The sequence below is a fragment of the Canibacter zhoujuaniae genome, assembly GCF_011752005.1.
In the GTDB taxonomy this organism is placed as follows: domain Bacteria; phylum Actinomycetota; class Actinomycetes; order Actinomycetales; family Microbacteriaceae; genus Canibacter; species Canibacter zhoujuaniae.
Genome location: NZ_JAAIJZ010000001.1, coordinates 105,359 through 118,597, shown reverse-complemented (window position 1 = coordinate 118,597; position 13,239 = coordinate 105,359). Strand labels below are relative to the sequence as shown.

Genomic DNA, 13,239 nt, shown 5'->3' with positions numbered 1-13,239 from the left:
AAAAGCAACGCGCACCTCTAGCTCAATTGGCAGAGCAACTGACTCTTAATCAGTGGGTTCCGGGTTCAAGTCCCGGGGGGTGTACGAAAAACCCTGGAAAATCATTGATTTTCCAGGGTTTTTACTTTCTCTACTCGATAGTCCCTATACTAATTTCTGCAGCACCCGCTTTCACGAAAGGCCGAAGATGTCTAGCTCTGCAACCACAGCCGATTTAGAGTTCGCGCTCTCACTCGCTTCTCTCGCTGACAGTATCGCACTCCCCCGCTTCCAAGCTGCAGACCTACAAGTCAGCACCAAACCTGACCGCACCTACGTCACAGATGCCGACAAAGCGGTGGAAGAGGCACTGCGCGCAAAAATTCTTGCGGATCGCCCGAACGACCAATTTTTTGGTGAAGAAACCGGTGCGGGAAACAGCCCTGCTCACACCGACCCTGAAGCCAACAGCACGAGCACTCGAAAATGGATTCTTGACCCAATCGACGGCACAAATAACTTCTTACGCGGCATCTTTAACTGGGCAACGCTGCTCGCCTTAGAGGTCGATGGCAAACCGGAGCTCGGGGTTGTGTCTATGCCCGCTCTGAATACTCGCTGGTGGGCGTTAAAGGGGCACGGTGCGTTTAAACAGGTTGGCACCAATCCGCCACAGCGGCTGTCTGTGAGCGGGGTCGCTGATTTGGCAGACGCATCTCTCAGTTTTCAAAGCATCCAACAGTGGGAAGAGGCTGGCAAACTGGATGCGCTATTAAACTTGCGCCGCGCAGTGTGGCGTGATCGCGCTTACGGTGACGCATACTCTTATATGGCGCTTGCCGAAGGTCTGCTCGATATCGTCGGTGAGTTCGATATCAAATCATACGATGTTGCCGCTGTTGCAGTTGTTGTGAGCGAAGCAGGTGGCAAATTCACGGATATCGAGGGCAACGAGACCGCCTGGTCGGGTAGCGCTTTTGCAAGCAACGGCAAACTACACGACAGGGTATTAGAGATGGTGCGTTAACCCTCGCTACCCGATCATCTGCGCTGCGTTACACTCCGCTCCGGTCTACTCGTCTGGCACCAGCACAGGGGTGTCGCGGTTTAGACTGCGGCCCTGGAAAAATGGTTTGCTTCCAGGGAAGAGAGACCACACCGCCATCAGCAGCATACCGAAGAGGATGGCTCCGATTCCTATCACGAAGGCGCCACCAAGCCCAAGGATAACCGTCTCACTGTATCCCTCTGAGAGCATATCTAGCGCGCTCTGGATGAAAGCATAACCGAGCATCAGACCGCCGAGAGCTGGGATAATGCCGCGCATCCACAGGTTTCGAGCACTGTCTTTCAGCGTGTCACGGTAGTACCAGACACACGCAAATGAGGTAATCGCATAGTAGAGCGCAACTGCGAGCCCCATTGAGGTGAGAGAGTCGGCCAGCACATCTTCAGAGATTGCTGAGACAAGCACATAGTAGCCGATAGCAGCAATGCCCAGAATTAGAGTTGAAAACCACGGCGTCTTCCAGCGTGGGTGCAGCTGCGCAAATTTATCTGGCAGCGCACGATACACCGCCATCGACAGGGTGCCGCGTGCGGTGGGCAGGATCGTGGTCTGTGTTGATGACGCCGCAGACAGCATCACCGACAGCAGCAGGAACCAACCCCACGGGCCAAACAGTGCGCTACCGAGAACGCTAAACACATCATCCAGGTGTGCAGCGTTCGTCAAGCCAAACTCGGTATCACCAAAACCGGCAAACATCATTGCGGTAACCCCGGCACCCACGTACAGCACAATCAAGACGATGATGCACAGCATCGCAGCTCTGCCTGGAGTGGTGCGTGGGTTTTTGGTTTCTTCGTTAAGCGCGAGGCAGGTGTCCCAACCCCAGTAGATGAAGAGGACGAGCAGCACGGCCTCAATAAACCCTGAGTAGCTGTTGATTTGCGTGACATCAAACCATGCCCAGTCGAAGTCAGTTGATCCTTCGTATGTGCCTTTCAAAGCGTGCACGAGAGCAAGCACCGCAAACAGCACCATCGCAAATATCTGGATCCCAACGAGAACCATCTGAAGCTTCTCACCGATTTGCACACCAATAATGCTGATTCCCACCATCACAGCAATAAAAATCACAGAGGTGGTCACAACAATGGCCCGGTTGCTAGCGAATTCTTCATTACCGAGCAGAAGCCAGAAGTATTGGCCGGTAATCTCACCGACGTTCGCGAGCACCATCACCGAGGAGACGGCAACAGACCAGCCACCAAGCCAGCCGATGACCGGCCCGAAAGCTTTTGTGCCCCAAACAAAAGTGGTGCCGCAATCGGGCATCTCGCGGTTTAACTCCTGATAGGCCAATGCGGCGAAAATCATCGGGATGCTGGCGATAATAAACACGATTGGCGCCTGTGCTCCAACCGCGATGATTACATACCCCAAAGTCGCAGCAAGTGAGTAAAGCGGCGCGGTTGAGGCGAGACCGATTATGGTTGAGCCGACCACCCCTAGAGCGCCGTTTGCTAAGCCTTTACCGAGGTTCTTACCGCCACTTTGTGCCTCAGTGCTGAGTGCAGATCTCTCCATGCCTGCTCCTTCGCAGTTGTGTTGTTCCGCTAAAATCATACTCTTAACGGGCAGGGATCGCTATTTTCGAGGGATCCTAGCCACCCACTGCTGGTGCAAACGAGCATCTCGATCTACTTCTGGATGAAAAGAAAAGGCTGTTATATTACCGGCACGCACCCCGACAACACGCCCACCAGGTAGCTGCGCAATAGTTTCAACTCCAGGAGCAACCGACACCACCTCAGGGGCCCTAATAAAGGTAGCCGGCACCTCTAGATCGTCAACAACAAGGCTTGTCTCAAACGATTCTGTCTGCCGCCCGAACGCATTGCGCCTGACTGTGACAGGCAGCACTCCGAGTGTTTCCTGCCCCGGAGCTTTCCCCTCGATATTCTGTGCGAGATAGATTAACCCGGCACAGGTTGCAAATACTGGTAGCCCATCAGTTATAGCGTTTTTCAAAGGCTCAGCAAGCCCGAATGAGCGCGCCAATTTATCAATCACAGTGGATTCACCGCCGGGAATAATAATCCCGTCAAGCTCCGCAAGATCGAGGGGCCTGCGCACTCTGCGCGTTGCAATGCCGAGCTCTGTCAGCACAGCAATATGCTCCTCTACCCCACCCTGCAGTGCGAGCACACCAATCAGCAGTGTGCTCGCAGCAGTGGTGGATTCTGCGCCGGCTACCATCCACGTTCCGCGAGTCGATGCGGGGCGGGAATATCGGCGACGTTGATACCGACCATTGCTTCGCCGAGATTACGGCTGACCTCAGCCAGTGCTGCCGGATCGTCGTAGAGGGTTGTTGCCTTTACGATTGCCGCTGCGCGCTTTTCTGGATTGTCTGATTTGAAGATACCGGATCCAACAAAGACACCCTCAGCGCCCATCTGCCGCACAAGAGCAGCATCAGCAGGAGTTGCAACTCCCCCGGCGACAAACATCACAACCGGGAGTTTGCCGGTTTCTGCAACCTCAGCCACCAGGTCGTATGGCGCCTGCAATTCTTTGGCAGCAACAAAGAGCTCATCTCGGTCGAGGCTGCGCAAGCGGTTAATCTCACCGCGGATAGTTCGCATATGGCGCACCGCTTCAGACACGTCACCGGTGCCGGCTTCGCCCTTAGAACGAATCATTGCCGCGCCTTCTGTGATGCGGCGCAGCGCTTCGCCGAGGTTTGTTGCGCCACACACGAATGGCACATCAAAATTCCATTTATTAATGTGGTGTGTGTAATCAGCGGGGCTCAGCACCTCTGACTCATCAATAAAATCGACGCCGAGCGATTCCAAAATCTGCGCTTCCACGGTGTGACCGATACGCGCCTTTGCCATTACCGGGATCGAGACAGCATTTACGATTCCGTCGATTAGGTCGGGATCGCTCATGCGAGCAACGCCTCCCTGCGCGCGAATATCGGCCGGCACGCGCTCCAGTGCCATTACTGCGCTGGCGCCGGCATCTTCAGCGATGCGCGCCTGTTCCGGGGTTACGACGTCCATAATGACACCGTTTTTGAGCATGTCTGCGAGACCCCGCTTCACACGAGTGCCTGCTGTTTGAGTGTTGTTATCAGTCATAGCAACATTCAATCGCGCTAAAGTGGTCTAAGCAATATGCCAAACTTTGCGTGTTGCAATAGACCACTTAGGCAGGTTTGAGTGTGCGATCTGAAACGACCACAGAAATCTCGATAACAGTCGATAAGAGCAGAGAGCTAGCCGTGCCCCTACAAATCGCGGAGGGGATTCGCTCTCTGCTGCAAACAGGAGCACTAACCCCGGGAGACAACCTTCCGAGCACCCGCACGCTCGCCGGGCAGCTGGGAGTGTCACGCGGTTCAATGATCGCAGCTTTTGAAGAGCTTGCAGCCGAAGGAATTCTCCTGCCGCTAAGAGGTTCGGGCACGCGCGTAAATCCGGCACTCGCATTTTCAGAGTACTCGGCAGCAACCGCGCTCAAAAACCAATATGCAGCACCAAGTGAGGCATACGACAGTGCACCCGATCTCATCGACCTAAAACCGGGCGCCCCCGACGTTACTCTCCTCAACACTCCCGCCTGGCGCGCCGTCTGGCGCGATGCACTAAAACACACCCAAGCTGATCCGCTGACAAATCTGCGCATTCAAATCACCGACCACCTGCGCCACAGTCGCGGCATGCTGGTGGATCCGAAAGATGTAATTTTAACGGCTGGAGCAAGAAGCGGCCTGCAGCTCTTAAGCACAACACTCGGTGCAGCAATCAGCACAGTGGGAGTGGAACAACCCGGCTACCCGGGCCTGCGCTTAGCGCTTTCCGCACTGGGTAAACACATGACCACAATCTCACCCAAACTTTCGGCAGTGAGTGCTCCCGATGCAGCCCTGGTCACTCCCAATCACCAGTATCCTAGCGGTGACCCGTTAGCGGGCGAGCAGCGAGTGGCGTTAGCGACATGGGCCGCCCAAACTAACACACTCTTAATTGAAGATGACTTTAATTCAGAGCTGCGGTATAACGGTTCAGCGCTCCCAACGCTAGCAAGTCTCGCGCCGCAGCACACGATACTGTTGGGAAGTTTCTCAGCCCTGCTCGATCCCGCACTAAATGTTGGATATCTAATCGCACCCCCAGCCATGCGCCCCCTGCTACAACGAACGCAGCAAGATCTTGGCTCTCCCGTAAACACTGTCACCGCAGCAGCCCTCTCTGAGTTTCTCGCACGCGGTCATTTAAAGCGTCACACACAGCGCGCCAAACGTGTCTATCAACGCCGTCGCAATTTAGTGCAAGAGCTGCTGAGCAATTTAAATGCCGCAAAACTGCTGCCGATAAATGCCGGTCTGCACAGTGTTCTGCTGACAGAGCGCCCCGCTGAATTAGTGACAGCCGCTGTAGCAGCGCAAGGGTACCGCGTGCGCACACTGGATGCATACTGGGCTGGCCAAAACTACCAAAACGGTATTGTGTTCGGTTTTGGCGCGCTACCAGATGCTGAGCTAATCAGCGCACTGCACGCAATTACCGCAGCCGCTAAGGCATAGAGGTTTAACAGCTGGGTGGCCCGTTAAACACTATCCGCGCATAGAGTTGCGTAGATTCAGAGCGGTTTTAGCTGCTGCAATTTCCGACCAGGGGGCGGATCCGTGCGCGCGTTCAATCGTGCTTTCTGGCCCTTTGCCCGCGAGCAAAACCACTGCTCCTGCTGGCGCATTCGTAACGGCAAAATTAATCGCTGCAGTGCGATCCTCAATAACCGTGTAGTTGCTATTACCTGCAGCATCCGCCCCCGCTGTCATTTGCGCAATAATCTCCTGCACAGGAGTGAAGTAGGGGTCGTCCTCGGTAAACACAACATGATCGGCGATCGTTGTCGCAATCCTGCCCATGGGTTCACGTTTACTGGGGTCGCGTGTGCCACCCGCAGCACCAACAACAACCCACAGCTCAGTCTCGGTCACCTCGCGCAACGCCTGCAAGGCTTTTTCAAGCGACTTCTCTGCGTGCGCAAAGTCAATCACAACGTTGATGTCAGACTGCGGTTCCTGCACAGTTTGCATGCGCCCAGGAACACCCGGGAATTCACGCAAGGCTCTAAGCGCATCAGGCACAGACACGCCAAGTCGATTAACCGCTGCAATAGCTGCTAGCGCGTTGTATGCGTTATATCTTCCGAGCATTGGCAGATGCGCCTGTGTCTGCGCAAAGGCATCAACGTTGTTGCCCTCGCGGTCATCACCGGGGTATTGCAGCGTGAAGTCGATCCCCGATGCTGTTTCCGCAATATTTAGAGCACGCCATTCTGCCTCACTGTCGACACCGTAGGTGGTCTCTTCCGGCGCAATACCGCGCAGCCGCTCACACCAGGGATCATCAGCGTTCAACACCGCGAAAGGGGCAGCTTCGATAAGCTTGCGCTTATCTGCGAAGTAGCCCTCCATGCCGCCGTGAGTGTTGAGATGCTCTGGGCTGATGTGCGTCCAGATAGCGACATCCCACTTCACACCGCGCACTCGCTCCATAAGCAGCGCATGGCTGGAAGATTCGATCACCGCCGCAGTTGCTCCCTGATCTCGCATTTCACCAAGAATCTGCTGCACCTGCGGCGCCTCTGGAGTGGTAAAACGCCCTTCAAATTGCTGCAATTCGCCGTCTGCAAGCTCGTATCCGGCCGTTGACAGCATCCCAACTGAGGTGCCCGTAGCGCGCAGGATATATCTCGTCAGCCAACTGGTGGTTGTTTTCCCGTCTGTGCCGGTGATACCTATCACTCGAAGGTCAGCGCTTGGATCACCTGTGAGCGCTACCGCGGCGTCTGCTAGAGCCTGTCTCGCATTGGGCACCTGTAAATAGGGCAGATTGCTTTCGTCGGCTGCGGTTCGACCCTCGCCAAGCACAGCAACAGCTCCCGCCTGCTCTGCCGCAGCAGCAAACTTGTGCCCGTCTACTGAATCACCGTTTATAGCCACGAATAGCGCACCCGGGGTAACCCACTGAGAATTATGGGTTACTGCGGTTACCTCAGTTTTGTTAAACGCTGCAGCATCCAGCAGTTTCGTATCACACACTGCGAAGCCCGCACCGCCCCTAACAGGGACGATGCGGGCTCCAAGCAGCTCAGCAAGTTCAGGCAAAAACATGCCGTCAGTTTATCGGCGCATAACCTTCCGTGCAAGACGGTTACCGGCAAACTGCACAAGCTGCACCAGGATCACTATCAACAGCACCGCAACCCAGGTAACCCACGTATTGTACTGCCGGAAGCCGTATTGCAGTGCGAAGAAACCAAGACCGTTTGCGCCAATCGCACCCGCCATCGCAGACATGTCAATAATCGCAATGAAAGCATAGGTGTAACCGAGGATCAGTGACCCCAAGCCCTCGGGGATAACCACCGTCAGCAGGGTTCTAAACCGGCTCGCACCCGCCGCCCGGGCAGCTTCTACAACGCCCGGCGGCACAGTAACGAGATTCTGCTCAACCAGACGGGAAATACCAAAGGTTGATGCAACAACCATCGCGAGCGCGGCCATCGGCGTGCCGATTCCGCTTCCTAAAATCGCGCGCGCCACAGGCTGCAGCGCCACCAACAGAATAATAAACGGGATTGGTCGCACAAAGTTGACCAAGAAGTTCAAGATGCTGTAAACCGCCTTATTTTCCAGCACGTTACCCGGTCGGGTTGCATAGAGCGCAACACCCAGCACTAGACCCGCCAGGCCACCGATTGTCAGCGCGATGGCAGACAGTGTCAGCGTTGCCAACAGCTGCTCTGGCAGCATCGGCAGCAGTTTGATCAGGTCACCAAATTTGTCGTTCATTTTGCCTCCCCTCCAAGCTCCTGCACAGCAGCGATTTCAGCCACCGCACGCTTTGCCTGCGCAATCTGTTCGGCGGTGCCGTGCAGCGCAAAGGTGAGATGCCCGAAAGTATAATTATTGATCTCATTCACACTGCCGTAGACGAGTTCAGCATCAGCGCCTGAGCGCACTAAGCGCCCCAAAATTTCGGTGCGTGCCGCCGCTGAATCTCCAAGGCTAACGGTAATTAGATTCTCGCCGTGTTTTTCTATCAGGCGCTCGAGGTCTTTCCCAACGGGAATACCAGGGATCACGGTGCTCACAAAACGGCGCGTGGTTTTATGCTCGGGGCTCGAGAACACCTGCTCGACCGGCCCCTCTTCAATCACACGGCCGTTTTCCATCACAGCAACGTGGGTTGCAAGGTGCTTAATAACATCCATTTCGTGAGTAATAACGAGAATTGTGATCCCCAATTCGCGATTTACTCGCCGTAACAGTTCGAGCACATCAGAGGTGGTTTGCGGATCCAGTGCGCTAGTGGCTTCATCCGCCAACAGCACTTTTGGGTTCGTGGACAGCGCCCGGGCGATACCAACCCGCTGTTTCTGCCCGCCTGACAGCTGATCAGGGTAGGCGTCGGCGCGATCCGCAAGCCCAACAAACTCGAGCAGCTCCCGCACCCGCTCTTTCCGCTCTGCTTCCGGGATTCCTGCGATTTTCATCGGAAACGCAACATTCCCCGCAACTGTGCGCGAGTTAAACAGATTGAACTGCTGGAAGATCATGCCAATCTCAGTGCGCAGTGCCTGCAACGATTTTTCACTCGCACCAACAACTTCGTGACCATCGACAACTATAGAGCCTTTAGTTGCCGGGTCGAGCGCATTAATCAACCGCACAAGGGTTGATTTTCCCGCGCCTGAGTATCCGATAACACCGTAGATGCTGCCCTGTGGAATTTCAAGGCTGACGCTGTCAACGGCGGTAATATCGGCCTGATTCTTCCGTCTTGCCGGGTATATCTTCGAGACATCTCGAATTGAGATCATTGACATGTGCTTCCTCCAAGAACGAAGCTGCGGCACGACCCGCGATCAGCGTTTCGTGCCACAGCAACCTCTGTTTTATGCCTACTTGCTGTTGTTTCGAACAGCCTCTTCGGTCTTAGCCAGCGAGTCCTGCAACTCTTTGTTGTCGATCTTTAGCAGCACTGCGGTGCCACCTGAGTTTTCAACTACGCCGTCCTGAACAGCTTTGGTGTTCTGGTAGATTTCAACGATCTTCTTGTAGGTTTCGTTGTTTTCGTCGCCCTTCTTTACGGCGAAGACGTTAACGTATGGGAAAGCCGCTGGATCGTTAGGGTCGTCCTGCGCGATCGCATCACCGGCGGTAAGACCGGCGTTACCAAGGAAGTCATTGTTGATGATCGCTGCATCAACATCGGCGAGTGCGGGTGCGAGCTGCGCAGCATCAAGCTCAGTGATTTCAACCTTTGTTGTCTCAATGTCTTCGGTGGTTGCGAATGGGTGGCCGCCATCCTTCAGCTTCAGCAACCCAGCTGACTGCAGCACAAGCAGTCCACGACCGCGGTTAACCGGATCGTTAGGGATAGCAACCTTTCCACCCTCTGGAATGTCTGCAACCGAATCATGCTTGGTTGAGTAAAGACCGAGTGGGTAGATCGCGGTTGAGCCAAGAGTGGTTAGATCGTCGCCAGACTGCACATTGTGGTTAGCGAGGTAGAAAATATGCTGGAACTGGTTGATATCGAGCTCACCATCAGCAAGTGCCGGGTTTGGCAGAGAGTACTCACCGAAGTCTACGAGCTCAACATCGATGCCCTCAGCCTCAACTGCTTCTTCGAAAGTGGTCCAATATTCATCAGATGCGCCAACTACGCCGATCCGCACGGTTTCTGACTTGCTCTCACCCGAGCAGGCAGCGAGACCTGCGGCCAATGCCAGTACGCCAGCTGCTGCAAATAGTTTCTTAAAACTTGCCATTGTGTTTCCTTAATTGTCTATCGATTTAAGCAGGCCGTGCTTCAGCCTGTGACCCTATTAGCGTATGAAACACTTTAGGCACGCTTCAATTAGTATTTAATATTTCGTAATATACGCTCGTAACAATCGGCTGCGCTAGTCAGTGACCACACGTGCTGAGCTAGGCGAATAGACGCGACAGTAACTGCTCTGCTGCTTCTCGCCGACCGGTGAAAAACGGGGTCTCTTCGCGCACATGACGGCGTGCGCCGGTTGCACGCAATTCTCGCATGAGGTCAACGATGCGCAGCAGGTCGTTAGCTTCAAACGCTAACAGCCATTCGTAGTCTCCCAACGCAAATGAGGCCATCGTGTTTGCGAGAACGTCACCGTAGTTACGTGCGGCGAGTCCGTGCTCACGCAAGAGCTGCCGACGCTCTTCATCCGGCAAGAGATACCAGTCGTAGCTGCGCACAAAAGGATAAACACAAACATAATCACGCGGTGTTTCCCCTGCGAGAAACGCCGGAACGTGACCCCGATTAAACTCCGCTGCACGGTGCACAGCCATGTTTGACCAGACCGGAACTAAACGGCCAGCTCCCACCTCGGCAATAACGCGATATGCCTCCTGCAGCACTTCAGGGTTCGGAGCGTGAGCCCACAGCAGCAAATCTGCATCAGCTCGATAGCCGGCCAAATCGTACCAACCGCGAATAGTGAGCTCCGGCAGCTGTGACATGCGCTGCAGAATCTCTGCGGTCGGGTTCTGGGTGTGTGCTGACTTGCCGCGATCCACCCGAAAAACGGCGTAAATTGTGTAGTTTATTCCTGCGTTTACCTCTTCAGCTACTGCTGAGTGATCAATCGCTGTCATCTACTTGCCCCTTATTAGTAGCAGTCTTAACTTGTGAAGGTCTTAGTTTTTTGGAACGCAATATCGTAGTGAGAATCAAGACGTTTTGCGGCGAATATCAAAGCAATATAGAAGGTGAGAGCACCTATGACTAACGCTAGTGCGGCACCGCCGATCATGAGTGTCAGATTTTCAGTAAAGATACCGACACCGATCACAATGAGCGCCGGCAGAGACGGCACAAACACCAAGAACATGGCAGCAAAACTAGAAATTATCGCGTCACCACCGCCACTATTTTTGGCGCTCCCAGGCTCAGGCGCAGGGTATGGCAGATAGACCGAAACAAGCATTGCGACCCCCCAGCAGCCAAGCAGGAAGCCGAGCGCAAGCGGCAGTATCACTCCAATGTATTGTGGTGTCTTATGCAGCACCGGCACAATAATCGCCGCAAGGCAAACCATCGGCGCCATCACGCTGCCAGCCGCTACGTAGCGCCCAAGCAGATTAGCGCGGTTATTAATACCAGCCGTGATGTTCACCCATGAGCTTGGGCCGTCTTGTCCAATCTCGTTCGCTAGCATCAGACCGCCCATCCACGCCACGATTAACACACCCATAAAGCCCATAAACGGGGTATCTTGGACCACCGACATCATAATAAAAAACGCAGCCATCACTGGTGTGAGCAAAATTGCCAAACTGTAGCGTATATCGCGACGCCAGTAGCGCAGCGCCTTTCCTGCAACCGCGCCAAGTGCATTCTGCGGTAACCAGCGCGGCACCAAAGCCGTCACCTTTGCAGCTTTTGTTTCACTGCTGCCGGATAACGCCATCTGTTGGCCGCGTTCGAAAGCCACCTCCCACAGTTTCCATAGGATTACAGCGCTCGCACACAGCACAAAAACTCGCAAAATCGCGCCGAGAAAATCACCAGATCCAAGCGCCGGAGCAATTGCGAAAGCCCCGCCGAGCGGTGTCCAGCTGAGAATTTCTGCAAATATGCCGCCGACCTCCACAATAGATGTAAGTAGATCCGTATCTGCTGCCTGGAACAGTAAAGAGGTGCCGTAAGCAACAATTATCAGCGCAACGATACTGAGAGCGGTGAGAAGTTCACGTTTACGCTTTGAGAGACGTAAGCCCACCCGCCAGGCGCTAATCGTCTGGGTAATGAGCAGCATCAGCAGCAAACCGGCTGCTGATGCCGGAATCAAAACGATCAAATATAAAACGACATTCAGCCCGTTCAATGCCCCCGTGCCGAGCAATTGGAAACCCCAAATAAGCTGAAATACGGTTTGCACCACTACTACAACAGCCAGCACCCAGAAGGGAATAGAAATCGCTGCCGCAATAAGCAGCGGCTTCTGCAGAGATTTAGCGCTGCGACCAAAGGTTGCAAACCTGCGGGCGTCGAGTGCGCTATCACCGCCGAGCGAAAAAAACGCAGCAGAAAGCCACAGCACAGCTATCAGCACTCCAACGCGGGCAACGTTAAAGAAAAATTCATTAGTAAGATACGTACCACTTACAGTTGTATAAACCAGGAAGGCACCATAACCCACTAAGGCCATTAGGCCATAGAGCATCAGCAAACCGGTTGTTAGGATGACGTTCCAGTTGTTTTTAAAACTGCGCGACAGCAGCTTCCACCGCAGCCCAGTAATTAATTTCACTGATTCAGCCATGACAAATCTCCCTGGTGTGCTTCGGCCCCAACGATTTCGATGAATCGCTGGGTGAGAGTGCCGCCAGCACGCACCTCGTCTAGGGTGCCCGCCGCACGCACCTGACCCTCAGCAATAATCGCGACGTGCGTGCAGAAACCTTCAACCAATTCCATTACATGGCTGGAGATCACAACAGTGCCCCCGCGCTTTACATACTCCGTTAAAAAGTCACGAATCGTCTGGGCTGAAACAGGATCAACTGCTTCCAAAGGCTCATCTAGAATTAGCAGCTGCGGCGCGTGAATGAGCGCACAAGCGAGTAGAATCTTCTTTGTCATACCCGCTGAATAGTCGGTCACGAGTTTGCCCTCAGCGTCTGCCAGACCGAGAGTCTCCAGCAGTGAGTTAGTGCGCTGCTCAACAGTATCTGCATCCAGACCACGAATAAGACCGACGTAAGTTAAAAGCTCACGACCGGTCAGCCGGTCAAAAGTGGGCAGACCGTCTGCGAGCACACCCATCTTAGATTTCGCAGTGTTGGGATCGCGCCACACATCGTGCCCGAGCACCGACGCACTCCCCTGCTCCGGGCGCAGAAGACCGGTAGCCATACTTAACGCAGTAGTTTTACCGGCCCCGTTTGGTCCGACAATGCCGTAGCACGATCCGCGTGGGATTGTGAGCGATAAGCCCTGCACAACCCAACGCCCGCTGTAAGATTTCGCCAGCTCCTGCATCACCAAAGCAGGAGCTGCAGCGCTCGCATCATCGTTATTTTCGTCAACTGTTTTGAGCACTTCATCATCCATACTTTCAAGGCTAGCAGTGCTGTTCATTTACGCAAGATAGTAAAAATCGGCTGCCGAGATAATTTCCACTATTGTTAG

The 13,239-nt window shown here is 54.3% G+C and carries 12 protein-coding genes and 1 tRNA gene; 3 read left to right on the top strand and 10 right to left on the bottom strand.

The features are described from left to right. The first annotated feature begins 11 nt into the window (after window positions 1–11). Both HCR00_RS00570 and HCR00_RS00565 read left to right on the top strand, forming a co-directional pair. Window positions 12–84, top strand: a tRNA-Lys gene (locus HCR00_RS00570). A gap of 103 nt (window positions 85–187) precedes the next feature. Beyond that, a complete protein-coding gene (locus tag HCR00_RS00565; RefSeq protein ID WP_166985232.1) occupies window positions 188–1,006 on the top strand; it encodes an inositol monophosphatase family protein in 819 nt (272 codons plus the stop codon). 45 nt (window positions 1,007–1,051) lie between these two features. Here HCR00_RS00565 and HCR00_RS00560 read toward each other — a convergent pair whose 3' ends face one another. The 3 genes from HCR00_RS00560 to pdxS are packed head-to-tail and all read right to left on the bottom strand — an operon-like array spanning window position 1,052 to window position 4,134. Further along, window positions 1,052–2,572, bottom strand: a complete 1,521-nt coding sequence (locus HCR00_RS00560) for an APC family permease (protein ID WP_167141891.1) — start codon at window positions 2,570–2,572, stop codon at window positions 1,052–1,054. 60 nt (window positions 2,573–2,632) lie between these two features. Next, complete coding sequence (gene pdxT, locus HCR00_RS00555) at window positions 2,633–3,244, bottom strand: pyridoxal 5'-phosphate synthase glutaminase subunit PdxT (RefSeq protein ID WP_166985238.1); 612 nt, start codon at window positions 3,242–3,244, stop codon at window positions 2,633–2,635. Continuing rightward, on the bottom strand, window positions 3,238–4,134 hold the full coding sequence (gene pdxS, locus HCR00_RS00550) for a pyridoxal 5'-phosphate synthase lyase subunit PdxS (RefSeq protein ID WP_166985241.1): 897 nt from the start codon (window positions 4,132–4,134) through the stop codon (window positions 3,238–3,240). The genes pdxT and pdxS overlap by 7 nt, the downstream gene beginning before the upstream one ends. Before the next feature lie 83 nt (window positions 4,135–4,217). Between pdxS and pdxR the strand changes: the two genes are divergently transcribed. Then, window positions 4,218–5,582: a MocR-like pyridoxine biosynthesis transcription factor PdxR gene (gene pdxR / locus HCR00_RS00545; RefSeq protein WP_167141888.1), complete on the top strand. Its 1,365-nt coding sequence runs from the start codon at window positions 4,218–4,220 to the stop codon at window positions 5,580–5,582. A 30-nt stretch (window positions 5,583–5,612) separates the two neighbouring features. Here the strand turns inward: pdxR and HCR00_RS00540 are convergent, their stop codons facing one another. The 7 genes from HCR00_RS00540 to HCR00_RS00510 form a co-directional block, all read right to left on the bottom strand. Continuing rightward, window positions 5,613–7,178, bottom strand: a complete 1,566-nt coding sequence (locus tag HCR00_RS00540; RefSeq protein ID WP_167141885.1) for a UDP-N-acetylmuramoyl-L-alanyl-D-glutamate--2,6-diaminopimelate ligase — start codon at window positions 7,176–7,178, stop codon at window positions 5,613–5,615. Window positions 7,179–7,187: 9 nt separating this feature from the next. Continuing rightward, window positions 7,188–7,859 (bottom strand): methionine ABC transporter permease, encoded by a 672-nt coding sequence (locus HCR00_RS00535; protein WP_167141882.1) that lies wholly within the window; start codon window positions 7,857–7,859, stop codon window positions 7,188–7,190. Next, window positions 7,856–8,896: a methionine ABC transporter ATP-binding protein gene (locus HCR00_RS00530; RefSeq protein WP_166985252.1), complete on the bottom strand. Its 1,041-nt coding sequence runs from the start codon at window positions 8,894–8,896 to the stop codon at window positions 7,856–7,858. Before HCR00_RS00530 ends, HCR00_RS00535 begins: the two co-directional genes overlap by 4 nt. Before the next feature lie 75 nt (window positions 8,897–8,971). Beyond that, the gene (locus HCR00_RS00525; protein WP_166985255.1) at window positions 8,972–9,844 is read right to left on the bottom strand and encodes a MetQ/NlpA family ABC transporter substrate-binding protein; all 873 of its coding nucleotides are present in this window, start codon (window positions 9,842–9,844) and stop codon (window positions 8,972–8,974) included. A 160-nt stretch (window positions 9,845–10,004) separates the two neighbouring features. Further along, the gene (hemQ, locus tag HCR00_RS00520; RefSeq protein ID WP_166985258.1) at window positions 10,005–10,700 is read right to left on the bottom strand and encodes a hydrogen peroxide-dependent heme synthase; all 696 of its coding nucleotides are present in this window, start codon (window positions 10,698–10,700) and stop codon (window positions 10,005–10,007) included. A 26-nt stretch (window positions 10,701–10,726) separates the two neighbouring features. Next, on the bottom strand, window positions 10,727–12,370 hold the full coding sequence (locus HCR00_RS00515) for a hypothetical protein (RefSeq protein ID WP_167141879.1): 1,644 nt from the start codon (window positions 12,368–12,370) through the stop codon (window positions 10,727–10,729). After that, window positions 12,355–13,188 (bottom strand): ABC transporter ATP-binding protein, encoded by an 834-nt coding sequence (locus HCR00_RS00510; protein ID WP_424945184.1) that lies wholly within the window; start codon window positions 13,186–13,188, stop codon window positions 12,355–12,357. The genes HCR00_RS00515 and HCR00_RS00510 overlap by 16 nt, the downstream gene beginning before the upstream one ends. Between the last annotated feature and the right edge of the window lie 51 nt (window positions 13,189–13,239).

Bases quoted from the DNA above. Each gene is read 5' to 3' on its own strand.
- pdxS (WP_166985241.1), bottom strand. From the start codon at position 4,134: ATGACTGATAACAACACTCAAACAGCAGGCACTCGTGTGAAGCGGGGT.
- HCR00_RS00540 (WP_167141885.1), bottom strand. From the start codon at position 7,178: ATGTTTTTGCCTGAACTTGCTGAGCTGCTTGGAGCCCGCATCGTCCCT.
- HCR00_RS00535 (WP_167141882.1), bottom strand. From the start codon at position 7,859: ATGAACGACAAATTTGGTGACCTGATCAAACTGCTGCCGATGCTGCCA.
- HCR00_RS00560 (WP_167141891.1), bottom strand. From the start codon at position 2,572: ATGGAGAGATCTGCACTCAGCACTGAGGCACAAAGTGGCGGTAAGAAC.
- HCR00_RS00525 (WP_166985255.1), bottom strand. From the start codon at position 9,844: ATGGCAAGTTTTAAGAAACTATTTGCAGCAGCTGGCGTACTGGCATTG.
- HCR00_RS00515 (WP_167141879.1), bottom strand. From the start codon at position 12,370: ATGGCTGAATCAGTGAAATTAATTACTGGGCTGCGGTGGAAGCTGCTG.
- HCR00_RS00510 (WP_424945184.1), bottom strand. From the start codon at position 13,188: ATGAACAGCACTGCTAGCCTTGAAAGTATGGATGATGAAGTGCTCAAA.
- HCR00_RS00530 (WP_166985252.1), bottom strand. From the start codon at position 8,896: ATGTCAATGATCTCAATTCGAGATGTCTCGAAGATATACCCGGCAAGA.
- pdxT (WP_166985238.1), bottom strand. From the start codon at position 3,244: ATGGTAGCCGGCGCAGAATCCACCACTGCTGCGAGCACACTGCTGATT.
- HCR00_RS00565 (WP_166985232.1), top strand. From the start codon at position 188: ATGTCTAGCTCTGCAACCACAGCCGATTTAGAGTTCGCGCTCTCACTC.
- hemQ (WP_166985258.1), bottom strand. From the start codon at position 10,700: ATGACAGCGATTGATCACTCAGCAGTAGCTGAAGAGGTAAACGCAGGA.